This window comes from Sorangium sp. So ce367 (assembly GCF_051520455.1).
Lineage (GTDB): Bacteria > Myxococcota_A > Polyangia > Polyangiales > Polyangiaceae > Sorangium > Sorangium cellulosum_B.
Map to the genome: position 1 here is coordinate 5,683,143 of NZ_CP150334.1, position 24,358 is coordinate 5,707,500.

A 24,358-nucleotide genomic window follows, 5' to 3' on the forward strand; every position below is an offset into this window, starting at 1 on the left:
CCAACGGCCCGCTGGACACCGGGAAATGACCATGATCCCGTCACGGCAGGCGCTCGCCGGCGCGATCTTTCCGCGGCGGCGACGCGTGCGCGTCAACCCGGCGTCCGCCGCGAGCCGCGCCCGGCCCGGGGCAGGCGCGCGCGATCAGCTCGCGAAGGACGCCTCGTAGAGATGGCGGAGATCGTCGCGCGAGCAGGGGCGCGGGTTGCTCGTGTGGCACGCGTCCTGGGCGGCGAGGTCGGCCAGCGCGTCGAGCTTGTCGCGGGGAACGCCTGCCTTCTCGAGGCCGGCCGCGAGCCCGATCCGGGCGCGCAGGGCGCGGATCGCGTCGGCGCACGCGGCGGCGTCCTCTGGCGCGCCGAGCAGGGCCGCGACGCGCGCGAGGCGCGGCGCGGCCGCGGCGACGTTGAACTCGACGACCGGCGGGAGGCACAGGGCGTTCGCGAGGCCGTGGTGCAGGCCGCACTCGCTCGAGAGCGGGTGCGCGAGCGAGTGGCACGCGCCGAGCCCCTTCTGGAACGCGACCGCGCCCATCATCGCCGCCTTCATCATGCCGCCGCGCGCCTCGAGATCGTCGCCGTGCGTGACCGCCCGCGAGAGGTGCGCGGCGGCGAGGCGGATCCCCTCGAGCGCGATGCCGTCGGCCATCGGGTGATCGCCCTTCGCGACGTACGCCTCGATACAGTGGGTGAGCGCGTCGAAGCCCGTCGCCGCCGTGAGAAAGGCCGGCATCGACCGCGTCATCACCGGATCGAGCAGCGCGGCGTTCGCGAGCAGGTGCGGCGAGAAGATCACCGTCTTCCGGTGGTTCACGTCGAGCGTCACGACGCCCGAGCGGCCGACCTCGCTGCCGGTCCCGGCCGTCGTAGGGATCGCGAGCATCGGCGGGACGTTGGGCGTGATGAAGCGGTCGCCGCCCGTGGCGTCATCGTAGTCGACGAGCGGCCGATCATGGTTCACGCCGAGGCGCACGAGCTTGCCGACGTCGAGCGGCGAGCCGCCCCCGAGGGCGACGACGAGATCGGCGCGGGCCGCGCGGAACGCGGCGACGCCGTCATGCACGTTCTTCTCGATGGGGTTGCCGAGCACGTCGTCGAAGACGGCCACCTCGAGGCCCTCCTTCCGCAGCGACGCGGCGACGGGCTCGAGCAGCCCCGAGCGGACGACGCCCTTGTCCGTGACGACGAGCGCCCTCGCCGCGCCGAGCCGGCGCGCCTCGGCGCCTGTCTGCTCGACGACGCCGGCGCCGAAGAGGATGCGTGTGGGAAAGCTCCAAACCGTGAACTGGCTCATGATCACACCGCCTCGAAGTAACGCTTCAGCTCCCAATCCGTGACCGCGCGCTCGTACTGCCGCACCTCCCAGTCGCGCGTCAGGACATAGTGTTCGACGAACCTCTCGCCGAGGATCTCGCGGGCCATCTTGCTGCCCGCGAGCATCCGGGCCGCGTCGGCGAGCGTACGGGGCAGCGACAGGCGCGAGGACTCGGCGGACGACGCGTCCCCGGCGGCCTGCGCCGGCGGCTCGACGCCGTTCTCGATGCCGTAGAGCCCCGCGCCGAGGCACGCGGCCATGGCGGTGTACGGGTTGATGTCCGCCGCCGTCTGCCGGTACTCGACGCGCGCGCCGGGCGTGCCGAGGCCGATGAGGCGGATCGCGGCCGTGCGGTTCTCGACGCCCCAGCTGGCGGTGAGCGGGGCCCAGACGCCGGGCACGTACCGCTTGTAGGCGTTGATCGTCGGCGAGTAGATCGCCGTAAGCTCCGGCATCAGCGCGATCTGGCCGCCGACGTAGTGGCGCAGCGCCGCCGGGATCCGATCGGGCGACGACGCGTCCTCGAAGACGTTGCGGCCGTCCTTCCAGAGGCTCTGGTGCAGGTGGCCGCTCGATCCGGGGAGATCGGCGTTCCACTTCGCCATGAACGTGACCGACAGGCCGTGCTCGTGGGCGATCTGCTTCATGGCGACCTTGAAGAGCGCGGCCTTGTCCGCGGCGCGGAGCACGTCGTCGTAGCGGATCGCCGCCTCGTACACGCCCGGGCCGGTCTCGGTGTGCAGGCCCTCGATCTCGACGTCGAAGGCCTGCATCTGATCGAGGATGGCGGCCATGAGCTTCTTGTTCTGCCCCTCGCGGACCCACGAGTAGCCGAACATGCCGGGGCTGAGCGGCGTCAGGCCGGCGAACCGCTTCTCGTGCAGCGAGCGCGGCGTCTCCTCGAAGAGGAAGAACTCGAACTCGCACGAGAACTTCGCCGAGAACCCCATCCGCTCGCCCTTCGCGATGACGCTCCGGAGGAGCGAGCGCGGGCACGCGGGGTGCGGGCCGCCGCGCTCGTCGCGGAAGTCGGCGAGCATCGCGACGGTCCCCGGCTCCCACGGGATGTCGCGCAGCGTGCTCGGATCCAGGACGGCGTGCGCGTCCGGGTAGCCGGTGTGCCAGCCGGTCACCTTGGCGTTGTCGTAGAGGACGTCGGCGATGTCCCAGCCGAAGATGACGTCGCAGAAGCCGAAGCCGCTCTTGAGCGCGCTCTTCAGCTTCTCGATGGAGACGTACTTCCCGCGCAGGATGCCGTCGATGTCAAAGCCGCCGATCTTGGCGCGGGTGATGCCCCGCGCTTCCAGATCGGAGAGGAGCTTCTCGGAGGTCGAGGCGGTCATGGGCCGCGACGATAGCAGGGGAACGGGGCGACATGGCAAGCGCCCGCGCGAGGCGCGCGATGACCGCAGGGCGCCCCGCCGTCTGGATGCGCGCGTCCGGCGCGCGCTCACTTCACCCGGACGACCTGGATCGGATAGCGCTCCGCGAGCGGCACGAGCACGCGCTCGACGAGCTCGCGGACGCGCGCGTAGCGCTGGTGGTTCGTCGCGGCCGGATTGCGCTTCGAGTCGACGACGCCGATGCGGATGTCCAGCGTGCGCGCGTCCTCGACGCCCCCCGTCACGAACGCGTCCGGGTGCACCTTGTCGAGCTCGACGTTGAGCTCCGCCGCCTCCGGTGCCGCGCCGACGAAGGTGACCTCCAGCGCCTCGCCCAGGCCGTTCAGCACGGCGTTCAGGTTCTCCACCGGGAACGGCTGGCGCGCGAGCCACGCGACGACGGCGCGACGCGCGCCGCGCAGCGCCACGCTGACGGCGAGCGCGACCGAGATCGGCGCGAACACGAGGACCCCGAGCGCGCGCGCGACCTCGGGGCCCACGTCGCGGCCGAGCGCCCCGAGGAAGACGAGCAGGAACACGCCGGAGGCGAGCGCCACGAGCGGGGGATCGGTGAGCACGCCCCACCGCGAGGTCGACGCGTTCATCAGCCGCGTGAAGCGGGCCGACACGCTCTGATCGGCGCGCTCGCCCGCGGCGGCGCTCCCGTGCGTCAGATCAGGCATCTCCAGCATCTCCGAGCATGCGCCAGAAGAACAGCCCGACGCCGAACAGGAGCAGCACGCCGGCGACCCAGAACGAGCGCACCGGGCCGAAGCTCAGCGCCTCGCCCGATTGCTTCATGATGAGGTCGGCCACCGTGACCACGCACGCGAACACGATGCAGGCCACGGGCAGCCCGAGCTGCTGGAGGAGCGTCGGCCCGCCGAGCGGCTTCGGGTCCGGCGGGCGCGGCCGCACGTCCGCCGGTGGACGCGCGGTCGGCCGGTACCTGCTCGACGGCATGTCCGACAGCGCGCGCACCGCGGCCGGCGCGACCGACGTCGTGCGCGGCGCGACGCTGAGCGCCATCTCGAGCGGCGGCGTGCTCTCGATCATCCCGCCCCCGCGCGCCAGCATGCTCGGCGGGGCGCTCTCCATCCCGCCGCCGCGCGGGAGCGCGCCCACGGGCGTCGCCTCCGCGAAGCCGGCGCGGCCTCGCGCGCTCGTCGGCATGCTCTCCGGGACGATCACGCCCATGCCTCTGCCCCGCGCGCTCTGCGGCGCCTCGGGGAGGTCCATCTCGAGCCCGGCGGAATCCGAGGGCGGCGGCGGGCGCACGCTGCTCGCGGGACCTTCGCGGCGCCCTCCCCTCGGCGAGCGCATCGAGGCCGGGGCCACGTCGAGATCGAGCTCGAGCGACCCCGCGTCGCTGGGCGTGTCGAGCCACACGTGCGCGGCGCGCTTGACCTGCGGGGCCGCGCGCATCGACGACGACGGAGGCGGCGGAACGGAGTACGCGTCGTCCTGCGCGGAGGTCCGCCCGAAGGTGGCCGGGAGCCCCATCGCCGCCTCCAGCTCCGTCCAGAAGGCCTCGATGTCGCGCGTGCGGTCGCGCGGGCTCACCGCGAGCGCGCGCTCGAACACCGCGTCGACCTCGGGCGGGATGTTGGCGCCCTCGGCCCGGGGCGTGGGCCGGCGCTTCACGTCGAGCGCCGTCCCCATCATCGCCTGCGCCTCGCCGTCGATCACCTGCCGCCCTACGAGCGCCTCGACCATGGTGAGCGCCAGACCCCAGACGTCGGTCCAAGTTCCCGCCTGCCCAAACCGCTTCGGCGCCCACTGCTCCGGGGCGCCGTACGCCGGGGAAAACGCGTTCAGCGGGTCGCCGTTCGTCACCCGTCCGACCGCCTGCTCGGCCAGCGTCTTCGCCTGCGCGATGCCGTAGTCGAGGATCTTGAGGCGCTCCGTCCCCTCCTGCGTCGTGATGAAGATGTTCTCGGGCTTGAGGTCGCGGTGGATGATCGACACCGTGCCGTTCGGGCTCGGGAAGCGGTGCGCGCGCGCGATCGCCTGCGCGATGGGACGCATCATCTTCATCAGCCTGTGGAGCGGGATGGGCGGCTCTCCCTTGAGCCTCCGTCGATCGATGACCTTGTCGAGCGACTCGCCCTCCAGCCACTCGAGGGCCAGGAAGGGGACGAACTCCCCTCGCTTCAGGTGCAGCACGTCGACGTGGAGCGGGCGGACGACCTCCGGGATCGAGGCCGAGAGCCGGAAGAGCAGCTGGGCCTCCTCGCGGAACTTCTCGAGGAAGAGCTGCCGCTCGCGCGGCGTCTTCGCCTCGGACACCTTCAGGCATTTCAAGGCGACAGGCGCGCGAAAGCCGGCGTGGAGCGCGCGGTACACCACGCCGAATCCTCCCTCCGCGACCACCTGCTCGACGTGGAAATTACCCGCCTGCGTGGTCCCGACGATGCCGAAGACGTCGTCCGCCATGCTCCCTGAGCCATAGCGCACGGGGCCGCTGGACCGAAGGGTGAAACCTAATTTTCCTGTTCGATCGTCCCAGGTCTGCCGGTCTCCCCGCGTTGGGGAGGGGCCGGGGTGACCAGATGGGCGTAGAGGACGGAGAAGGGAGCGAGGTCGACGGTTCAGCGTGACCGCACGTGGCCGCAAGGCGGCCGCGCGGCCGGGAGGCGCCGGCTCAGCTCCGGAGGTGCGAGGAGGCGTCGCGGTGGGCCCGGTCCTCCTCCTGGAGGATCGTGAACACGAGCCCGGCGCCGATGATCGGCAGGAGCCAGACGAGCTGCGCCTGCCAGACCTTCTGCTTGGGCTCGTAGACGCGGCTCCGGAAGACGCGCACGGTGACGTAGACCTGGAAAGCAAGGACCGCCGCGAGCGCGGCGCCGACGAGGATATCGAAGAGCGTCATGGGTGGGCCGCGGACAGCCTAGCCATGAAGGGCCTCCCCGCAAGGCAGCGGCGTCCGCCGTCGCGTTTTCGTCCCCGGCGGGCACGGAGCCGACGCACCGGAGGGCTGGAGCGACTCGCCGCTCCAGCTCGCTCCGATCACCTCCCGGCAGCGCTCGACAGGTAAGACATCTTACTTCGATGGCCGCCCGGGGTCACCGCGCCGTATTCCAACTCGCTCCGATCGCCTTCAGGGGCACTTCCTGCCTCCGCTGCGGCCCGCGGCCTGCTCCTTCTGACCGTATCCAGACAACGGGCCAGGAACCTCGATGATCTCGCGAAGGATGGGATACCGATCGATCTCGTCTGCTTCACGGGTGATGTGGCGAGGCCAGCTCGATGAGGCGCTCGATGCCCGCGACACCGGTCTTCGGGATGGAAGCGGCTCTGCCGAACCCAGCTGAGCCGCGGGATGCGCCGTGAGGTGTCCGGTGTACCTCGGCTCGCGCCCCGGTTCGACCCGTCCATGCCGGGCTGGTTCAGCGCGACAGCTGCACGTACTACAGTGCGCGCGTGCCTCAACCCCAGCCCCGGCGCCGCCCGCACCGAACCTCGACGCTGGACCTTCCCGGCCTCCGGCGCGGCCGCGCCCTGCTCACCGCCGCGCTCGCCGGCGCCGCGGCATGGATCGCGGCGGCGTGCTCCACGCCGTCGTCGGGGGTCGACGGCGGCGACCTGCTCGGCGTCTTCGAGCAGGACGCCGGCGCAGCCGTGGCCGACGGCGGGCAGCCGCGGCCCTCGGCGGCCCGGCAGGACGCAGGCGCCCGCGCGGCCGGTCCGGCCAGCGCGGCCGCGCCGCCGACGAAGCCGCCCGAGGCCAGGCTTCCCAGCGAAGGGAGCTGCGTCGCCGAGCAGGGACGCCCCGGGCGAGAGCTCCGCAAGACGCTCGGCAGACCGCCCTGCCGCGGCGCCCAGGTGCTGGAGACCCGCGACGCCGAGGGGTCGCCCCGCTACGCCTGCGTGATCGCGCCGAGCGGCGTGGAGACGCGCGCGCCGCTGCCGCTCATCGTCTTCTTCCACGCCGACGGCGACAACCCGACGAGCGTCGACAAGGAGACGGGCCTGCGCAAGCTCGGCGCCACGTGGAACCTGACCGGCGACCCGGCCCACGCGGGCTTCATCGTCCTCGCGCCCCAGGGCCGCGCCTTCAAGACGCCGAGCCAGGCCGAGCGCGAGCGCGGCACGAAGATGTACACGCCGACCGCGCCGTTCGACGTCGAGTTCACCGGCGAGGGCAACGTCGACGTCGCGACCGTCGACGCCTTCGTCGACCAGCTGCTCGAGAAGAAGCTCGTCGACCGGCGGCGCATCTACGCGCTCGGCGGCTCCTACGGCGGCCACATGGCGGCGACGTACGCCATGATGCGCGCGGACCGCGTCGCCGCGTTCGCCACCTTCGGCAGCGACGCGCCGCCCGCCGAGTGGGCGTGCCCCGGCCCTCCCCCGCCCGCGATGGCGGTCTACCGCGCGTGCGACGACACGTTCCCGTGTGAGTCGGTCGAGCGATGGCTGCGCGCGCGCGACGCGCTCTCCGCGCACACCTCGTTCCTGCGCCTCGACGAGGCCGGCAGGGACGAGCCCCACTGCGCGCTCCGGAACCGCTGCTCCGCCAAGAAGGGCGCCATCAACCACGCCCGCTGGCCGAAGTCGCGCGAGACCGACCTGCTCCGCTTCTTCGCAGGGCACGTCCTTGCGCTCGGCGCGGACGCCGCCGCGGCCGAGGCCGCTCAGCGCCCCCGGACGCAGACCGGCACCAGCACGCGCTGACCGACGCACCCGGACGTAGACCAACACAAACGCGCGCTGACCGACGCGCACGGACGCTGATCGACACCAGCGGACGCAAGCCAACGCAAACACGCGCTGACGAGCGCTGACGAACGCTGACGCCGCAAGCGCACGCCCGCACTGCTCGTCCCACGTATGCACCTGGCTTCGCCGCACGTCGACACTGCAACGTTGCGGTGCGGCGTTGAGCGGACCCGGCGTGTTGTCGTAGTGTTCGTCCCCGATGTCCGCTCAGGTCCAGCCCCTGCTCACCCCCTTGCCGGCCGGCATGTCCATCCCCGCCGGCACGCTCCGCGCCGAGATGGAGTCGCGCCGCGCGACCGGTCGCCGCTTCGACATCCGTGAGGCCATCGGCCTCGCCGTGCCGCTCTGCACCCAGCTGCACGAGCTGCACGCGCAGGGGCGGACCATGTTCGTGCACCCCTCGTGCCTCGGTCACGGCGCGAACGGCACGATCCAGCTGATCGAGGAGCTCGCCCACACCCCTCCTCTGCTACCGCGCGACCGCGCCTGCCTGGCGCCCGAGGAGCGCAAGGGCAACGAAGGCGACGCGCGCGCGAGCGTCTTCGCGGTGGGGGCCATCCTCTACGAGATGCTCACGAACAGCAGCGTCGGTCCCGGGATGCGGCGTCCGGCGGACGTGATCCCGGACCTGCCGCCCGCGCTGGAAACGGTGCTCGGCAAGTCGCTCGTGGCCGATCCGAAGCACCGCCCGGCGGATCTCGCCGCCCTCGCGCAGGCGCTCTACCAGATCGTCCCGAGCGCCTCGTCGATGCCCCCGAGCGCCGACACGTCGCACCTCGATGCCGACGGCGAGTTCGAGGTCGACGTCAACCTCTCGATGATGCCGCCGACCGGGCACCAGGAGGAAGCGCGCGTCCCGTCGGCGCCGTCCGTGCCGAGGATCCAGGCGGTCTCCGGGGACGGACCGTTCGCGGTCGCCATCCCGATCAACCAGCCGCAGCGCCTGCACGGCAATGATCCGACCCGCAAGCTCGCGGATCTCAAGGCCGCGCTCGAGTCCGATCCTCGGCCGCGGTACGTCGTCATCAAGGACGGCATGGACCATGGGCCGTTCTCGTCCGTGGAGCTGCTCCAGCAGATCGCGTCCGGCTCCTTCACAGGCGATCAGGTGCTGCGCGACACGTTCTCCGCGGAGGAGCGCGCGATCCAGGACTGGGAGGAGTTCGCCCCGTTCGCCGAGCAGGCGAAGCTGAACCGGGACATCGTGCAGGAGAAGCGCGCGCTCGACGCCGTCGTGTCGGCCGAGAAGCAGGGCACGCAGTACAAGGCGCTGCTCGGTCTCGCCCTGATGGGCGTCATCCTCGCCGCGGGCGCGGGCTGGTGGTACCGCGAACGCAGCCACAAGGAGCAGGAGCTCGCGGTGCAGGGCGCCACCGACCGCGTCGCGATCGAGGTCGACGCCGGCCTCGGCAGCGGCAAGACCGGGCGCGCCGGGGGCGGGGCGCGGCCGAGCGGCGGCGGCAGCTACCCGACGCTCGGCACTGGCCTGAGCTGTGAGGCGGCGCAGGCGCGCTATGTCGAGGAGTACAAGATGGGCAACAACGGCCCGGCCGACCTCACGGCGGGCGCCTACGGCAACGTGCTGAACCGCGGCACGTACCTGAATGCGTGCAACGTGCCCTCGAGCATGGAGGTGAACGTCTGCGCCGCGGTGCAGAACGGCCGCGCCGTGGGAGTCACCGTCACGACGAGCCCGTCGAACCCGAGCGTCGCCTCGTGCATCTCCGGGCAAATCCGCGGGATGTCGTTCCCGTCCCACCCGCGGCTCGACGTCGCCCGGACGACGTTCAAGTAAAGGAGGCCGGCGCGCCCCTCCCCGCCGAGCATCGAGGCCGGCGCGCCCCTCCCCGGCGACCGTGTCCACGCGACGATGATCCAGATCGAGCAGCTGACGAAGAGCTTCGGGGGCATGCCGGTACTCCGGGGCGTCGACCTCGACGTGCCTGCCGGCTGCCTCTACGGGCTCATCGGGCCGGGCGCGTCGGGCAAGAGCGTGCTGCTCAAGATGATCACCGGGCTCCTGCGGCCGGATCGCGGGCGCGTGCTCGTCGACGGGAAGGACGTCCACGCGCTCAGCGACCTCGAGCTCCAGACGTTCCGTCTCAAGTTCGGGATGCTGTTCCAGAACAACGCGCTGTTCGACTACATGACCGTCGGGGAGAACATCGCGTTCCCTCTGCGCCGGCTCTACGATCTCAGCGAGGACGAGATCGAGGAGCGGGTCGCGGAGCGGCTCCGCGCGGTGTCTCTCGCGGGCTTCGAGGGACGGACGCCGGCGGGGCTGTCCGGCGGCCAGAAGAAGCGCGTCGGCGTCGCCCGCGCCACGATCGCGCGCGGCGAGATCGTCCTCTACGACGAGCCCGCGGCCGGCCTCGACCCGGTCACGTCGCAGCGCATCTTCGACCTGCTCCGCGCCGAGCAGAGGGCGATGAACGCGACCGTGGTGATGGTCTCGAGCGATCTCGACCGGCTGCTCACGGTCACCGACCGGGTGGGGATGCTCTACCGCGGGCGGCTCATCTTCGACGGCACCACCGCAGAAGCGAAGGCGAGCGACGACCCGCGCGTGAAGCAATTCGTCCACGGGCTGACCGAAGGGCCGCTGTAGAGCGGCGCCGCGCCGCGTAAGGCGCCCTGGAACAAGAAACAAAGACGCCAAGAGGACACGGAGAGAAATCTCTTCTCTCGATGTCTCTGGCGTTCTTTCGGCTCGCCTCCGCCTCTCCGCTTTTGCGCTGATCGGCCAACTTGCGGTCTTCTCCGCTGTTCAGCTCAACCCGTCCCGTCCTCCGCCGGCGCGACCGGGCCGTCGCCGGTGAAGTGGAACCACTGTGTCGGGTGAGCCCGGATGAAGCGCTCCAGGGCGCCCATCATCTCGGCCGCGGCCGCGTCCCGCTCCTCCTCGGTCGCCCGGCGGGCGAGCCGGATCGGCGGCGCCACGACCGCCTCGTAGTCGAGGAAGCCCAGGCGGTGCGTGAACACGGGCAAGATCGGCGCGCCGCTCATCGCGGCGAGCGCGATCGGCCCCTCGGGCGCCCGCCAGCGGCCGCCGAGGAAGGTGACCTCCCGGCTGCGCATCCCGGGCGGCGCGCGATCGATCTGCATCGCGACCACGCCGCCTCGCTGCAGGTGCTTGAGGAGCGGCAGGGCGTCCAGCGGTCCATCACCGATGTGCACCACCTGGACACCAGCGCGCTGCCGGGCCGCATCCTGGATCGCGCGCGCCTCGGCGTCCCGTTCCCGCTGCATCGCCAGCATGACGCCCGCCGGATGCACCGCGCCGAGGATCTGGCCGGCGATGTCCCAGCCCCCGGTGTGCGCGGTGACGATGATGACCCCCCGGCCCGCTGCAGCGCACGCGTGGTAGTGCTCGACGCCCCGGGAGCGCCGCGCCACCGTGTACCCGCGATCGCTCGCGAGCAGCAGCGCCTCGGCGATGCAGCATCCGTAGGCGGCGAACACCGCGCTGCTGTCGAGCAGGTCGACGAGGCGCGACCGCGGCCCGCGGACGCGGCGGAGGTTCTGCTCGACGCGCCGGCGCAGCTCGGGGAGCGCGGCCGCGAAGAGCACGCCGAAGACCGGAGGGCTATGGCGCACCAAGGGCTCCGGCCCGCGCCTGACGCCCGCGGCGAGGGCGCGGCGCCAGAAGGCCGAGTCATGGCGTAGACCGGAGAAGAGCGCTCCGCGCGGGCGAGGCATGCGGCAGCCTATCTACCGCAAACATAACGGCCGAGGGAGAGGCATCGGGCGCGGGCCCCGCGCCGCCTTCGCGAGCCTGCCGAGGGCTCGTCACGAGACGCGCGGGCTGCGGGCTGCGAGCTGCTGGAGCGCATGCGCCCCCACCGAGGCACAACGCCCCGCTCGGATGAAACGACGTTCCAGGGCCATCGGCCCGACGCCGATTTCTCTCCTGCGCTCGTCCAAGGCGCTCTGCGAGGAGCCCAGTCCAGCATCACAGGAACCGAATCGCCGTCGCCAGGCGAATCCTTACCGATAAAACAGGTTCATGGAGCTCAAAGTAGTCTGTTACAAGGCCCTTTGATAAGGGGGGCCTTCGACATGAATATCCTGCTCGTCGATGACCAGAACGTCGTCCGGGAAGCGCTGGCGTACGCGCTGACGTCGCAGCCGGGGGTGAGCGAGGTCGTTCAGGCTGGAAGCGGGCAGGAGGCGCTCCGAGCGCAGGAGATCCACCGCTGTCAGGTGGCGGTGATCGAGCTCGGCCTCGCTGACCGCAGCGGCGTCGACCTCATCCGGGAGCTCAAGGGCGTCGCGGAGCTCCGCGTCATCGTGCTCTCGATGCACCGCGACGAGTTCCGGGTAGCCGAGGCGATGCGGGCCGGCGCCGATGGATATCTCTCGAAGCAGAGCCGGCTCGCCGATCTCGTGGAGGCGCTGCGCACCGTCGTCCGGGGGCGCACGGCGGTATCGCCGGACGTGAGCGCCGCGATGGTGCGCGCGCTCCAGCGGCGCGACGCCGCCGCCAGGGGCGACATGGTGGCCGCGCTGAGCGACCGGGAGCGCCAGGTGCTCCGGCTGCTCGCGATGGGCCTCTCGGCCAAGGAGGTCGCCGCCCAGCTCTCGATCAGCGTGAAGACGGTCGAGACGCACCGGGCGCGCCTCTGCGCGAAGGTGGCGACGCACAGCGTGGCCGACCTGACCCGCCTCGCCGTGCGAGCCGGCCTCGTCGAGGCCTAGGCGGCGCCGTCGCGCGGGAGCGCCCGGCGAGCGCCGGGAGCTCGCGCGCCGCCGTCACCGCGCGCGGCGTGCAGCGCGGCGCTGGCTCACGCCGCCGCGGTGGAAGCCCGCGGAGCTGCCCGGAGCGCCGGCAGCGTCTTTCCGATGAGCGCCGAGCCGATGGCGAACCCGGAGAGCGTGAGTCGCATGTGGAGCACGTCCAGCATGCCCTGGCGGTGGAGCAGGGTCAGCGTGCCGCGGATATCCCGGCGGCGAACGCGCAGCTTCTCGACCAGCGAGTCGAGTGTCTCGGAGCGTCCTTCGCGTTGCGCCATGGCCAGAGCCTGCAGGAGAGTTGCGGCTAAAATTTTCTTGTCCATGAGAGCACCCTACGAAGGGTTCCCTTAGGCGCCCAATTTTCGGCGACGATTTTTGTGCGAGATGTCGCTCGCAGATTGGACGATGGGCTCTCCGTACTCTGCTCATCCTGCGCCTGATACCCACCTCCCGTATCGAGGGTTCGTCAGCGGTGGTGTCCAGGACGCCGCCAGCAGGGGCGCGTCGCGTCACGCCGAAGTGACGCCCTCGATGGGTGCGAACACACCCGGTTGGGCGACCCTTCGGCCAATCCATTCCCTCGAATGGCTCGACGCGTCAGCGGGGCCCCGCCCTGACTAAGGGGCCGTGTAGGTCGCGCTCAGCTGATATGTGCTGGCCGCGAAACCGTTCACCGAGAGGAAGGCCTGCGTCTGCCCCGCCGGGACCGTCAAATTGCAGGTCTCCGCGGCGCCATCCAGATACGGACGGCAGTCGTACGAGGTCAGGGTCGGCGCGGCGCCGAACCTCACGTAGAGATCAGGGTCTCCGGTGCCGGTCATCACAAGCCGGAGGTTCGTGCCAGGAACCACCGAGAGGGGCCCGTGCGACGCCGAGGCGCCCGCCGCGAGGCGGCCGTTGAAGGTGGCCGACGTGGCCGTGCCGCCGCCGCTGCTGGGGCCGCTCGATCGGGTATAGGTCACCGCCACGTTGCAGGTGGCCGCGCTGTACCCTCTGACCTTGACGTACGCCTTGGTTTGCCCTGTCGGCACGGTCAACGTGCACGTCTCGGATGCCCCGGAGAGGTACGGGCGGCAGCTGTACGAGGCCGTCGTCGGCGCCGATCCGAACCTCACATAGAGGTCGGGATCGCCGGTGCCGGTCATCACCACAGTGAGGCCAGTCCCCGGCGTGACAGCGAAACCGGCGCTCGGTCCGATGTCCGCGAACGCACCTGCGTTGACACTGCTGCTGAAGTTCTCGGTCACCGTCGTGCTGCCGCCGCTGCCGCCACCAGCGCCGCCGCTACCTCCACCAGCGCCGCCGCTACCGCCACTGCCCCCACCAGCGCCGCCGCTACCGCCGCTACCGCCGGCGCCGCCAGGCGGGCCGTAGAGCGCCTGGGCGCCCTGGATGTCTCTTGCGGTCAGCACAAAGTTCCAGTCGCCGGTGCCGTTGCACTGGGGATAGTGCATGACGGAATCCGAGTCATAGGTGGTCAGCGCGCGCCACGCATTGTCCTCGAAGCAGACCCCCGCCTCGGGGCGCGTGTGCTCGTGCCGAAAGCCGAGCGTGTGGCCAAGCTCGTGCCGCAGGGCTGCCTCGAGCGCGACGCCAGAGACCTGGAGCTCGTTGAAGTCGATCAGCACGTTCCGCACCGATCGCGTATCGTTGGGGAAGAACGCCCGCGCGATGTACTGGCCGCCGGAGTTCGTCGGCCTCACGTCGAAGACGACGTTGCTGTTGCCAGCAGTGCAGGTCGCGTCCTGAGCGCTCTGGTAGATGTAATCGACATCCGCGGCGCTCTCCCAGGATGCCGTGGCGGCAGCCATGGCCGCCACGACGGCGGCATGGCGCGCGCCGAAGGTCGTGCTCACGCAGTAGGTGATGCTCTTCTTCTGGACCGCCGACCAGACGACATCGCTGCCGCCGCTGCGTTGCACGCTGAGAGCGCCATCTCGTACGTACGTCTCCCAGAACTCCCGGAGATGCTTGATGTCGGCGACGGGTGTGTCCCCATCGACAATGTAGACACCAGAGCCAGGCTCGCGGAACGCGGCCCTCTCGAACGCCTCGAAGCTTTCCTGGCTACTGCCGACGTCCTCGACCGGCTCGTCCTCGAGATCCGACACGCAGGCCGTAAGCGCGAATACACCCGCGGTCATTACGCCAAGCTTGAAGCTGGCCGAGCCGCAGACACGCGATCTACGCGATCTCACAGAGCGCATTGAGAGCTCCTTCCGCTCGAAAAAATGATTCTTTGTTCCAGCGAAGAGTCGTTCGGCCGACCGGGAGGTTATATAACCTGATCCGAGCGGGGCAGGATCACCAAATCGTCATGAATCAATAAAAATGACGACGATACTCAAGCGCTGCAGCCATCCAGCGCAACCGACAGCATTTCGTCGCCACGGAAATTTTCCAATTCTATAGAAAATCCCCCGACGGTGCCGGCTGGCGATTGCGCTCGATGGTGTCCGACCGGCAAGGCCCGCCGCGCATGGCCGTCGGCGAGCGCCTTGGCGCTCCCGGACAGGCCCGGGAGCGCATCCGCGGGCGGTTTTACAGCTTGCCCCTGACGTAGGCTCGCTGGATCGTCAGCTTGGGAGGACCGGCGGAGATCTCGAACGCTTCCGGACGGCCATCCGGAGCGAGGCTGCCCACGAGGCGCATCGTCTTCAGAGAGACCGTGACGGCGCCCGAGGCGTCGCGGAGGTACTGGACGTCGACGGGCTTCGTCGGATCGACGCTGGGCATGTACTCCTGCTGCTTCAGGTCGAAGGAGCCTTTCTTCTTGAGGAGCCGGGCGAGCGCCGAGGCGGTGGCGACGGGCGAGGCGAGCCACGCCTTGGCCGCCGGCGTGAACGTCCCTTGGACCTTCTTGCCCTCGACCTCTCCCGAGTACTCGTATTCGAAGTTCTTCTTCTGGGACAGCTCGATACGGTGGTTCGCCTTGCCTCCCGACGTCTCGATCCAGACGCCTTCCTTGATCTGCCCCTGAGGATCGATGAGCACGTTCGACGCCTCATCCTCGATGTGCAGAGATTTGGGGTCACGCGGCAGGAAGGTGGCCGAGCGGGAGAACCATCGCCGCTGGCCGCCCTCGTCCTTGAGCAGATCGCTCGTCTCGAAGCCGACAGGGACCTTGTCGAGGCGCAGGATGACGGTGTCCGTGTACTCGGGCTTCGGCGCGGCGCTCTTCGACTCGAACGAGTCGAAGAGCCCCTTGGCGAGCCGCTCGAACGTGCGGACATACCCGACCTCGTCATGCAGGCAGGCGATGGGGCGCGCCCTGTCCGCGTGCAGCGCGATCTTGAGCAGGCCGGCCGCCTTCCCGCCGGCGGTCGGGACGAGGTAGAGGGCCTGCACGAACACCGCGGGGCTCTCCCGGTGCACGCTCACCTCCCAGGGAACGACGCGAGCGACCTCCACCTTCGCAGGGTCGAGCAGCTCGATGAAGTTCCTTATCACCTCGCCCGAGTCGAGCATCGTATTGTAGACGAAGCACTCGACATGGGTGTCCGTGCCGAGGGGGATGGAGATCGCGACGAGCTTCTCCTTCGGCTCGATCTTCGCCTCCCCTGCCCCGAACGCGCGCGCCGACCAGTCCGCGGCGCGGAGCTCCCGGGCGGGCAGCTCGCCTGTCTCGCGGGCGAGCGCCTCCTCGATGTTGAAAGGCTCCTTCGCCGCGGGCGCGGGCGCGGGGCCCGGCTCAGGGCTCTCCGCGGGCGCCGCGCCGCCGGTGCCGCCGCAGCCGGCGAGGAGCGCCAGCGTGAGCGCGACCAGGCCCGCGCCACGCGCGTAGCCCGGAGCCCGGCCGCGCGCGCGGCGCGGCCATGATGTCATGTTCGGTGAGCAGAGCTGGCCCCCATCGAGACGAGCCCCCTGGATCGCAAGCGCCATGTGAATCTCCTGCAATGTCGTCACCCCGGCCGCCCGGAAGCCTCGTCGTCGGGCCGGGCGCTGGAGGTGATGATGCAGTGCAACGAGAGCGGCAGCGGCATCGTGTTGTCAAGACGCGATGCGCCAGCGCCGCAGCCATCGACGCCCCGCCTGAAGGCTGCCGTCACAAGACCGTCAAGGTGGCCCCTGGATCATCCCGATTCAACCATGTCACAGCAAAATAACAACCACACGATAATCAACAGGCCCGCCTGAGTGGACAGAACGCAAAGGAGCCATCGGAGATGCCGGACGCTCGATCGTGAGCAGCGGCGGCCGCGCAGGTGAACCCTGAAAGGGCCACCGTGAGCTCTTGTGTTGCGCGATGGTGGCAGTGGTCTCGCTGGTTCGTTCGATCAGAGGATAGTCACAGAAGACGATCCGGACGACCGGCCGCTTCCAGTGAGCCTGTCACGACGGAGCCCGCAGACTGGGGCGACCAGACACGGCGGAGCGCACAGTGAGGCAATTTGCCACAGCGAGCCCTCGAGACGACACCCCGGCGACCCGATGGTCATCAATTGTCCGGCCTCGACGCATCGGCAGATTCGTCCGAGCTCCCCGGCCTGGCACCCGCGTTGCAGCATGGCCCCGGCGTCGCCGGCACCGCCGGCCTGATGTGGCCAAGCAGCAGCAGGTAGCCACGGTCGTCGAGTGGCGTTCACGAGGCAATCCATCCGAGGAGTGATTCATGGGACAGACCAGCGAGAGCAAGCGAGGCTTCGCAGCGATGAACGCGGATCAGCAGCGCCAGATCGCGAGTCAGGGCGGCAAGGCAGCTCATGAGAAGGGCACGGCGCACGAGTTCACGTCCGAGGAGGCGCGCGCAGCGGGCCGCAAGGGCGGCGAGGCTGTCAGTCAGAACCGCGAACACATGGCCGAGATCGGGCGCAAAGGCGCCGAGGCGCGGAGTCTCGCGACGAACGGCGAGGGCCGGAGCCGGAAGGGCCGCGGCGGAAGCCATGAGCAACAGGTGAAGGCGGACGAACAACCCCAACAGAACTAGACCGTCCCGGCGCGCCGCTCGGGATCGCCCGGGGGCGCGAGGACCACGAAGAGCCGCCGAGGAACCACGAAAGGTATCCCCCCTTTCACGGTTGCTCGGCGGTCCTTCTTGGCGCTGTCGAGACGCCCGACGCCGCAGCGCTCCCTCCTCCGCGCCCGCCCCCCGATCGACGGTGGGTGATGGCTGGAACCCAGACGCCAGTACCCGGAATCACTGGTTCGGAGAGGGCCACTCCAGCCCCTGACGATGGCTACTCCGAGCCGTCGTCGATCCCCGCGCCGTCCTCGAACATCGCCGGGTCGTCGTCGTCGAGGTCGCTCTCGTCCGGCGCGCCGCCGTCCGCCGCCTGCGCGCCGCCCTCGGTCGCGCTGGCGGGTGACATCGTCCATCCGCCGGTCGGAGGGCCCGAGGGCCACGAGCGGAGCCCGGGCGGCGGCCTGAAGCCGTCTGCCTCGTCCTCCGGCGCATCGAGGCCCGCCGCCGCCGCGCGGCGAGCCCAGTCGGGCGCGTTCGCGGGCGGCACGTGCCGCGGCCGCCACCCGCCCCCCTCGGGCGTGATGGCCCGCTTGAGGTAGCCGTGCGCTCCGGAGGTGAAGCCCACGTCCGAAAGCGCGCGCGCGAGGGGGGAGCTGTGCGCGGGCTCGCCGTCGATCGTGGCCACGAGCACGGCGCGCCGCCGCCCCTCGTCGACGAGCGCCCCGAGCGCCGAGGCGATGGCCCGGATCGCGTCGCCGCGCTCCGGCTCGGCCTCCGGCAGGAACGTGGTGAGGCTCCGCTCGGTGCGGCCCATCCAGGCGAGCAGCCGGCCGTCGTGCAGGATCACCAGGGCGCCCGCGGCCCGTTGCGGCCGGACCGGGCCGCGGACGGCGCCTTCGGTGCCGCCATCGACAGGCGCGGGGAGCTCGGGCCAGCGGACGGCGGCGCCCCAGGGGCTCGCCGGATCCGTGGCAGCGAGGACGAGCGTCCGGGGATCGTCGGACGGCTCGCGGCAGGCCCGGAGGCGATCGTCGGCGCCGGGCACCGCGAACTGCGCAGCGCCCAGCCCGGCGACGAAATAGCCGCGCCGCGCCTGACCGGCCTCCTCCATGGCGCGGAGCACGTCGTACACGGCGGAGAAGCCGCCGGCGAGCCCCTCGACCGCCGCCGCCTCGCGCGTGAGCACCCCGTGGCGCTCGAGCAGCGCGCGGGCGAGCGCCGCGCGTCGCTCGGTCTCGCCAGGCGCGCCGGAGGACGCGCCGCCGGCAGCGCCGGACGCGCCGGGAGACGACAGCAGCGACCAGCGCCCTTCGCTCCCCGGCGGGCCAATCCGACGCGCCCGCAGCGCCGCGAGGCCGCGGCTGGACGCAGCGCGATCGCGGTCGCGCCGCCGGCCGCTCGAGCCGGACGCGCGGCCGAGGGCGCGCAGCGGGGCGAGCGTATCGTTCGTGACCTCGCCGGCCCACACGAGATCCCAGAGCGCGGCGAGCAGGTCGGCGCCGAAGGCGCCCGTCTCGCGCGACAGGTCGGAGAAAAAGAGCGCGCCGCGGCGCGCGAGCGCGGCGCGGATGCCCTCGGCGAGCGCCCCCTCGGCGCGGCCAGGCGGCGGGGCGAGGTACGGAAAGGCCTCGGCCAGGTAGAGCGCGACGCGGCCATCGCCGTCGCCGACCGGCTCGACGCCGCGCCAGAGGACCTCGCCGGCCGCGCAGAGCGCGTCGAGATCACCGGGCCGGTAGCCCTCGACGCGGGCGGGCAGGATCTCGGCCTCCAGGGCGGAGGCCGAGAGGGGCGCGCCCTGGAGCTGCTCGAGCGCCGCGAGCAAGCCGTCGAGGCCGCGCCGGCGGCGGTGCAGGCCGTGCCAGTCGGCGAGGAAGCGGGCGTAGGCCTCCGGCGGGACCGGCTCGACCTCGGCGCGCAGCCGGGCCAGCGAGCGGCGCTTCAGCGAGCGCAGCACCTCGGCGTCGCAGAACTCCTGGCCGCGGCCGCCGGGGAGGAACTCGCCCTCGACCACACGGCCTCGCTCGGCGAGGCGCGCGAGCGCGGCCAGCACCGGCGCAGGGCCGAGGCCGAAGCGCCGGGCGACGTCGTCGCCGCGGAAGGGCCCGTGCGTGCGCGCGTAGCGGGCAACCAGCTCGCCGAGCGGGTCCGCGACGGGCTCGAGGAACGCGATCGGGAGGCCGAGCGGCGGCACCACGCCGAGGGCGTCGCGCAGCCGGCCCGCGTCCTCGACGGCGGCGACGCGGCGCTCGCCGCCGATCTGGACCTCGATGGCGCGCCGATCCCGGACGAGCTCGTCGATCCAGGCGGCGGCGCGCTCGCGGGCCGCTTCGGGCGGGGCGTCGTGACCGACCGCGCGCCGGGCGATCTCGTCGCGCGTGAGATCGCCGAGCGAGAGCAGGAGATCGTGCGCCTGGTCCTCGTGCTTGAGCGGCGCTCGGCCGTCGAGGCGCTGGAGCGACGCCTCGAGGGCCAGCACCGCGTCTGCGTCGAACAGCTCGCGCAGCTCGGCCTCGCCGAGCAGCTCGCGCAGGCGGCTGTGATCGATGGTGAGCACCTGCGCCCTTCGCTCGGCGAGCGGCAGATCGCCCTCGTAGATGAAATTGCCGGCGTAGGTGAAGAGCAGCGTGGCCGCGAACGGAGACGGCGCGCGGACGTCGACCGTGACCACGCGGACCTTTCGGGCGGCGATCTGCCGCAGGAGATCCTCGAGCGCCGTGAGGTCGAAGACGTCGCGAAGGCACTCGCGGTAGGTCTCGAGCAGGATGGGGAACGAGCCGTAGCGCGACGCGACGGCGAGCAGGTCGGCGGCGCGCTTGCGCTGGGCCCAGAGCGGCGAGCGCTTGCCGGGGAACTTGCGCGGCAGGAGCAGCGCCCGGCCCGCGCACTCGCGGAAGCGCGAGGCGAAGAGGGCGGTGTCGCCGAGGCCGCGGACGAGCAGCTCCTCCACCTGGTCGGCCTGCGGCAGGAGCTGCTTCGCGTCGGGGGGCGACTCCGACTCGGGCAGCCGCAGGACGATGCCGTCGTCGGTCCACACGGTGTCGACAGCGAGGCCGAGCTCGAGGCGGCACCGCTCGGAGATGCAGGTCGCGAGCGGCGCGTGGACGCGGCCGCCGAACGGCGAGAGGAGGCAGATGCGGTGGTCGCCGACCTCGTCGATGAACCGCTCGATCACGAGGGTGCGGTCGCTCGGGACGTCGCCCGTGGCCGCGGCCTGGTCGCGCACGTACCGGACGAGGTTCGAGGCCGCGCGCTCGTCGAGGCCATGCTCATCCGCGAGCGTGCGCTCGGCCTCGCCGTCGGGCAGCGCGGCGAGGCGCCGCGCGAGGGCGCCGATGGAGGCGCCCAGCTCGGCGTTGCGCCCGGCCTGGTCGCCGCGCCAGAACGGCATCTTGCCCGGCTCGCCCGGGGCGGGGACGACGAGGACGCGGTCATGAGTGATGTCGGTGATGCGCCACGAAGAGGCGCCGAGGAGGAAGACCTCGCCCTCGCGGGCCTCGAAGACCATCTCCTCGTCGAGCTCCCCGACGCGCCGGCCGGGGCGCGCGGCGTCGCCGCCGGTGTCCAGGAAGACGCCGTAGAGGCCGCGGTCGGGGATGGTGCCGGCGTTGACGACGGCGAGGCGCTTCGCGCCCTTCCTGGCGCGCACGGCGCCGCCCACCCGGTCCCAGACGATGCGGGGCCGGAGCTCGGCGAACTCGTCGGAGGGGTAGCGGCCGGAGAGCATGTCGAGCACGCCCTCGAAGCTCGCGCGGGGCAGCTCGGCGAAGGGCGCCGCCCGGCGAACGAGCGAGAAGAGCGCGTCCACGTGGAGGGTGTCCATCGAGGCGATGGCGACGATCTGCTGGGCGAGGACGTCGAGCGGGTTCCTCGGGTACAGGGTCGCCTCGACCTTCCCTTCGCGCATGCGGGACGCGGCGGCGGCGCACGCGAGCAGATCGCCGCGGTGCTTCGGGAAGACGACGCCGCGCGAGGTGCCGGAGACCTCGTGCCCCGCGCGCCCGACGCGCTGGAGCCCGGCGGCGACCGAGGGCGGCGCCTCGAGCTGGATCACGAGGTCGACAGAGCCGAGGTCGAGGCCGAGCTCGAGCGACGAGGTCGCGACGATGCACGGCAGGAGGCCCGCCTTGAGCCGCTCCTCGATCTGCTGCCGCTGCTCGCGGGCGATCGATCCGTGGTGCGCGAGCGCGATCTCGGCGCCGGCGGTGTCGTTGAGCGCCGCGGCGAGGCGCTCGGCGAGGCGCCGGCTGTTCACGAAGATCATCGTGGTGCGGTGGGCGCGGACGAGCTCGACGAGGCGCGGGTGGATGCTCGGCCAGATCGAGCGCTGCGCCGGCTCGGCGGGCGCCCCCCGCGGGCCCTCGCCCGCGCGGGCGGCCTCGCCGAGCTTGGTCATGTCCTCGACGGGCACCTCGATGCGGAGCTCCAGGGCCTTCGGGGCGCTCGCGTCGACGAGGGTCACCGGCCGCGGCGCGAAGCGCCCGCCGGCGCCGTCGGTCTCGCCGCCGCCGAGCAGCCGCGCGACCTCGTCGAGCGGCCGCTGCGTGGCGGAAAGGCCGATGCGCTGCATCGGCTGCGGCGCGGATCGGAGCGCCTCGAGCCGCTCGAGGGACACGGCCAGGTGCGCCCCGCGCTTCGTCGCGACGAGCGCGTGGATCTCGTCGATGATGACGGTCTCGACGGCGCGCAGCCGATCGCGCGCGGCCGCGGTGAGCAGGAGGTAGAGCGACTCCGGGGTGGTGATGAGGATGTCCGGCGGCCTCTTGGCGAGCCGGACGCGGTCCTCGGGCGCGGTATCGCCGGAGCGCACGCCGACCTGGGGGACGCGGTAGGGCAGGCCGAGGCGCTCGGCGGCGGCGGCGATGCCGGCGAGCGGCGCGCGCAGGTTGCGCTCGACGTCGATCGCGAGCGCCTTGAGGGGCGATACGTAGACGACGCGGCAGCGCTCGGCGGCCTCGGGCTCGGGCGACGCCATGAGCCGGTCGATGGCCGCAAGGAAGGCGGCGAGCGTCTTGCCCGAGCCGGTCGGCGCGAGCAGCAGGGTGGAGGCGCCGTCGAGGATGGGCGGGAAGCCCTGCACCTGGGCGGGGGTGGGCGCGGCGAAAGCCGCGCGGAACCACGCCTGGGTAGCGGGGTGGAAGCGGTCGAGCGGATCGGGTGCGGGGGGGCGTCTCTTGGCCATCGGCGGCGCTTGCGCGATCCCTGCCTGAGCGGGGGTTGCTGGGTATGCAAGAGCCATCCCTCGCGGCGGGAGGCGGTGCAATAGATCGTTCCAGCCGCCCAGCCGCGCCGGCGGGTGGGTCCACGCGGCGCGGGCGGGCGGGCGCTGGCCATCCGCCAAGGCGGGGACCTGGAGCTTACGCATGGAAACACCGCCCGGCATGTCTCCCTTCGGGCCATGCCAGCTGGGACGTCATGTTGCGCGCCACACAAGGCGCGCCTGAGACCTCGAGCCCCCTGAGGGCCTTATGGCACCTCGGTCGGTGCTCCAGCGCGCCCGCCCGCCCCCGCCGCGTGGACCCACCCGCCGGCGCTCACCTAAGTTTGAAGGGGCCCAGGCGGGCACGGCCGATCCGACCCGGGACGGGTGCTTCTCGGCAGACCGCCGATCCGACCCTCCGAGGTGGAAAGCGACGTGGTTCGCCCCGGCACGCGACGGCCGGGGGTCCTCGCGGCGCGGGCGTTCGAGCGAGCAGCGGCGCGGTCCGCGTCACCCCTTCGTAGGATCCGCCCGTGACACATGGCAGACTATGCGTCCTCAGAGACGGAGGGGGTCGTGGTTCACGGAATTGAGCTGGATCGTTCGCGTTATCCGCTGGTCGTGATGCGCTCCGGCATGGACTTCATCCAGAGCGACTGGGACGAGCTGATGAAGGGCATGACTCAGCTCATCCGCGCGGGGCCATTCGGTCTGATCAACGACATCCGCGGCAGCCGGATGCCGGACGCCGTGCAGCGGCGCGCCATCACGCAGATGTACGTCGACTACGAACACGAGACGCGCGCGCACCTGCTCGCGAGCGGCGTGGTGGGCGATTCCAGGGTGGTGAACGGGGTCATCACCGCGCTCAACTGGCTGAAGCCAACGCCCCATCCCTTCAAGGTCTTCTCGACCTTCATCGAGGCGGAGCGCTGGGTGCTCCAGCACTTCAGCCACGATCTCCGCCGGCAGGTCATGTCGCAGAGCATCCAGGGCGCCGCCGGCTGACCCGCGCGGCCGGACGTGCTCGGTCCGGCGCCGCGCGCCCCCTCCTCCCGGTCTCGCGCGCCGCGCGGGGCCCCTGAAGAGCCACACGAGCGACAAAGAAAAAAAACCTGCGCACGGCTCTCACCGTGCGCAGGTTCGAAGAAACCCCGGCGGCGTCCTACTCTCCCACCAGGTTGCCCTGGCAGTACCATCGGCTCCAAGAAGCTTAACTTCCGAGTTCGGTATGGGATCGGGTGTGACCTTCTCGATATCACCACCGGAAACTTGCGGGCGCGTCCATTCCGGTCGGACGCTCGGCAGGGCCCGCTTCTCGCGGCGCCCAACGCCTTGCCAGCCGTGCTGGCATGCTCGTCGGCCTGGTTCAGGCACGACGCGATCGCTGCTTGCCCTGGGAGCAGCGACCAGCCGCGGTCTCGCGGCCAAAAGGCCTGCGCATTGATGTCAGCGCGCAAGCTCAAAAAAAAATCCCGGCGGCGTCCTACTCTCCCACCAGGTTGCCCTGGCAGTACCATCGGCTCCAAGAAGCTTAACTTCCGAGTTCGGTATGGGATCGGGTGTGACCTTCTCGATATCACCACCGGAAACTTGTGGGTGCGTCCAATCGGAACCCGGCGGAGCCCGCTCTTCGCGGTGCTCTACGCTGGGCCAGCTGTGTCACGCTGCTCGTCACCCGAACTCCGGGCGCGACGCTTCGATGTTTGCCTTAGAAGTATGGTCAAGCCGCACGACCTATTAGTACCGGTTAGCTCCGCCGATTGCTCGGCTTCCACACCCGGCCTATCAACCTCGTGGTCTACGAGGGGTCTTTAGGGGCCTTGCGGCCCGGGACACCTAGTCTTGAGGCCGGCTTCCCGCTTAGATGCTTTCAGCGGTTATCCGTTCCGTACATGGCTACCCGGCTATGCCCTTGGCAGGACAACCGGAACACCAGAGGTACGTCCACCCAGGTCCTCTCGTACTATGGGCAGCTCCTCTCAAGTGTCCTACGCCCACGGCAGATAGGGACCAAACTGTCTCACGACGTTTTAAACCCAGCTCGCGTACCGCTTTAATCGGCGAACAGCCGAACCCTTGGGACCTGCTCCAGCCCCAGGATGC

At 71.2% G+C, this 24,358-nt stretch carries 17 protein-coding genes and 3 rRNA genes (1 of these 20 running past the window's edge); 7 read left to right on the top strand and 13 right to left on the bottom strand.

Going from position 1 to position 24,358, the window contains the following annotated elements; genetic code table 11:
* The first annotated feature begins 31 nt into the window (after window positions 1–31).
* Window positions 32–169, top strand: a complete 138-nt coding sequence (locus WME97_RS21675; protein ID WP_437554520.1) for a hypothetical protein — start codon at window positions 32–34, stop codon at window positions 167–169.
* Here the strand turns inward: WME97_RS21675 and WME97_RS21680 are convergent.
* From WME97_RS21680 to WME97_RS21700, 5 genes are all read right to left on the bottom strand, one after another.
* A complete protein-coding gene (locus tag WME97_RS21680) occupies window positions 145–1,299 on the bottom strand; it encodes an iron-containing alcohol dehydrogenase (RefSeq protein ID WP_437554522.1) in 1,155 nt (384 codons plus the stop codon). The genes WME97_RS21675 and WME97_RS21680 overlap by 25 nt on opposite strands.
* Complete coding sequence (locus tag WME97_RS21685) at window positions 1,296–2,657, bottom strand: glutamine synthetase family protein (RefSeq protein WP_437554523.1); 1,362 nt, start codon at window positions 2,655–2,657, stop codon at window positions 1,296–1,298. The genes WME97_RS21680 and WME97_RS21685 overlap by 4 nt, the downstream gene beginning before the upstream one ends.
* A gap of 107 nt (window positions 2,658–2,764) precedes the next feature.
* Window positions 2,765–3,379: a hypothetical protein gene (locus WME97_RS21690; RefSeq protein ID WP_437554525.1), complete on the bottom strand. Its 615-nt coding sequence runs from the start codon at window positions 3,377–3,379 to the stop codon at window positions 2,765–2,767.
* A complete protein-coding gene (locus WME97_RS21695; RefSeq protein WP_437554527.1) occupies window positions 3,372–5,132 on the bottom strand; it encodes a serine/threonine protein kinase in 1,761 nt (586 codons plus the stop codon). Before WME97_RS21695 ends, WME97_RS21690 begins: the two co-directional genes overlap by 8 nt.
* A gap of 208 nt (window positions 5,133–5,340) precedes the next feature.
* Window positions 5,341–5,568 (bottom strand): hypothetical protein, encoded by a 228-nt coding sequence (locus WME97_RS21700; RefSeq protein WP_437554529.1) that lies wholly within the window; start codon window positions 5,566–5,568, stop codon window positions 5,341–5,343.
* A 551-nt stretch (window positions 5,569–6,119) separates the two neighbouring features.
* On the opposite strand from WME97_RS21700, the gene WME97_RS21705 reads away from it, so the two are divergent.
* The 3 genes from WME97_RS21705 (at window position 6,120) to WME97_RS21715 (ending at window position 10,026) form a co-directional block, all read left to right on the top strand.
* On the top strand, window positions 6,120–7,373 hold the full coding sequence (locus WME97_RS21705; RefSeq protein ID WP_437554531.1) for an alpha/beta fold hydrolase: 1,254 nt from the start codon (window positions 6,120–6,122) through the stop codon (window positions 7,371–7,373).
* 244 nt (window positions 7,374–7,617) lie between these two features.
* Entirely contained in the window at window positions 7,618–9,213 is a 1,596-nt protein-coding gene (locus WME97_RS21710) for a hypothetical protein (RefSeq protein WP_437554533.1), read from the top strand.
* Between the two features lie 75 nt (window positions 9,214–9,288).
* Window positions 9,289–10,026 carry an ABC transporter ATP-binding protein gene (locus WME97_RS21715; protein ID WP_437554535.1) on the top strand — a complete coding sequence of 246 codons (738 nt, stop codon included), beginning with the start codon at window positions 9,289–9,291 and terminating at the stop codon, window positions 10,024–10,026.
* A gap of 164 nt (window positions 10,027–10,190) precedes the next feature.
* Here the strand turns inward: WME97_RS21715 and WME97_RS21720 are convergent, their stop codons facing one another.
* On the bottom strand, window positions 10,191–11,117 hold the full coding sequence (locus tag WME97_RS21720; protein ID WP_437554537.1) for a lysophospholipid acyltransferase family protein: 927 nt from the start codon (window positions 11,115–11,117) through the stop codon (window positions 10,191–10,193).
* A 360-nt stretch (window positions 11,118–11,477) separates the two neighbouring features.
* Between WME97_RS21720 and WME97_RS21725 the strand changes: the two genes are divergently transcribed.
* Window positions 11,478–12,116, top strand: coding sequence for a response regulator (locus tag WME97_RS21725; protein WP_437554539.1), 639 nt, complete (start codon window positions 11,478–11,480; stop codon window positions 12,114–12,116).
* An 86-nt stretch (window positions 12,117–12,202) separates the two neighbouring features.
* Here WME97_RS21725 and WME97_RS21730 read toward each other — a convergent pair whose 3' ends face one another.
* The 3 genes from WME97_RS21730 to WME97_RS21740 all read right to left on the bottom strand — a co-directional run bounded on the left by WME97_RS21730 (window position 12,203) and on the right by WME97_RS21740 (window position 16,034).
* On the bottom strand, window positions 12,203–12,475 hold the full coding sequence (locus WME97_RS21730; RefSeq protein ID WP_012236596.1) for a hypothetical protein: 273 nt from the start codon (window positions 12,473–12,475) through the stop codon (window positions 12,203–12,205).
* A 294-nt stretch (window positions 12,476–12,769) separates the two neighbouring features.
* On the bottom strand, window positions 12,770–14,296 hold the full coding sequence (locus tag WME97_RS21735) for a pre-peptidase C-terminal domain-containing protein (RefSeq protein ID WP_437554541.1): 1,527 nt from the start codon (window positions 14,294–14,296) through the stop codon (window positions 12,770–12,772).
* A gap of 397 nt (window positions 14,297–14,693) precedes the next feature.
* The gene (locus WME97_RS21740) at window positions 14,694–16,034 is read right to left on the bottom strand and encodes a hypothetical protein (RefSeq protein WP_437554543.1); all 1,341 of its coding nucleotides are present in this window, start codon (window positions 16,032–16,034) and stop codon (window positions 14,694–14,696) included.
* A 730-nt stretch (window positions 16,035–16,764) separates the two neighbouring features.
* On the opposite strand from WME97_RS21740, the gene WME97_RS21745 reads away from it, so the two are divergent.
* Window positions 16,765–17,079: a KGG domain-containing protein gene (locus WME97_RS21745; protein WP_437554545.1), complete on the top strand. Its 315-nt coding sequence runs from the start codon at window positions 16,765–16,767 to the stop codon at window positions 17,077–17,079.
* A 250-nt stretch (window positions 17,080–17,329) separates the two neighbouring features.
* On the opposite strand, the gene WME97_RS21750 is transcribed toward WME97_RS21745, so the two are convergent.
* On the bottom strand, window positions 17,330–22,234 hold the full coding sequence (locus WME97_RS21750; RefSeq protein WP_437554547.1) for an Lhr family helicase: 4,905 nt from the start codon (window positions 22,232–22,234) through the stop codon (window positions 17,330–17,332).
* 594 nt (window positions 22,235–22,828) lie between these two features.
* Between WME97_RS21750 and WME97_RS21755 the strand changes: the two genes are divergently transcribed.
* Window positions 22,829–23,260 (top strand): hypothetical protein, encoded by a 432-nt coding sequence (locus WME97_RS21755; RefSeq protein WP_437554549.1) that lies wholly within the window; start codon window positions 22,829–22,831, stop codon window positions 23,258–23,260.
* A gap of 144 nt (window positions 23,261–23,404) precedes the next feature.
* Here WME97_RS21755 and rrf (WME97_RS21760) read toward each other — a convergent pair.
* The 3 genes from rrf (WME97_RS21760) to WME97_RS21770 all read right to left on the bottom strand — a co-directional run.
* Window positions 23,405–23,521, bottom strand: a 5S ribosomal RNA gene (gene rrf / locus WME97_RS21760).
* A 204-nt stretch (window positions 23,522–23,725) separates the two neighbouring features.
* Window positions 23,726–23,842: ribosomal RNA gene (gene rrf / locus WME97_RS21765) — 5S ribosomal RNA — on the bottom strand.
* Between the two features lie 129 nt (window positions 23,843–23,971).
* A 23S ribosomal RNA gene (locus WME97_RS21770) occupies window positions 23,972–24,358 on the bottom strand; it runs 2,620 nt beyond the window's last position.

Bases quoted from the DNA above. Each gene is read 5' to 3' on its own strand.
- WME97_RS21675 (WP_437554520.1), top strand. From the start codon at position 32: ATGATCCCGTCACGGCAGGCGCTCGCCGGCGCGATCTTTCCGCGGCGG.
- WME97_RS21685 (WP_437554523.1), bottom strand. From the start codon at position 2,657: ATGACCGCCTCGACCTCCGAGAAGCTCCTCTCCGATCTGGAAGCGCGG.
- WME97_RS21690 (WP_437554525.1), bottom strand. From the start codon at position 3,379: ATGCCTGATCTGACGCACGGGAGCGCCGCCGCGGGCGAGCGCGCCGAT.
- WME97_RS21695 (WP_437554527.1), bottom strand. From the start codon at position 5,132: ATGGCGGACGACGTCTTCGGCATCGTCGGGACCACGCAGGCGGGTAAT.
- WME97_RS21700 (WP_437554529.1), bottom strand. From the start codon at position 5,568: ATGACGCTCTTCGATATCCTCGTCGGCGCCGCGCTCGCGGCGGTCCTT.
- WME97_RS21710 (WP_437554533.1), top strand. From the start codon at position 7,618: ATGTCCGCTCAGGTCCAGCCCCTGCTCACCCCCTTGCCGGCCGGCATG.
- WME97_RS21715 (WP_437554535.1), top strand. From the start codon at position 9,289: ATGATCCAGATCGAGCAGCTGACGAAGAGCTTCGGGGGCATGCCGGTA.
- WME97_RS21720 (WP_437554537.1), bottom strand. From the start codon at position 11,117: ATGCCTCGCCCGCGCGGAGCGCTCTTCTCCGGTCTACGCCATGACTCG.
- WME97_RS21725 (WP_437554539.1), top strand. From the start codon at position 11,478: ATGAATATCCTGCTCGTCGATGACCAGAACGTCGTCCGGGAAGCGCTG.
- WME97_RS21730 (WP_012236596.1), bottom strand. From the start codon at position 12,475: ATGGACAAGAAAATTTTAGCCGCAACTCTCCTGCAGGCTCTGGCCATG.
- WME97_RS21735 (WP_437554541.1), bottom strand. From the start codon at position 14,296: ATGACCGCGGGTGTATTCGCGCTTACGGCCTGCGTGTCGGATCTCGAG.
- WME97_RS21740 (WP_437554543.1), bottom strand. From the start codon at position 16,034: ATGGCGCTTGCGATCCAGGGGGCTCGTCTCGATGGGGGCCAGCTCTGC.
- WME97_RS21745 (WP_437554545.1), top strand. From the start codon at position 16,765: ATGGGACAGACCAGCGAGAGCAAGCGAGGCTTCGCAGCGATGAACGCG.
- WME97_RS21750 (WP_437554547.1), bottom strand. From the start codon at position 22,234: ATGGCCAAGAGACGCCCCCCCGCACCCGATCCGCTCGACCGCTTCCAC.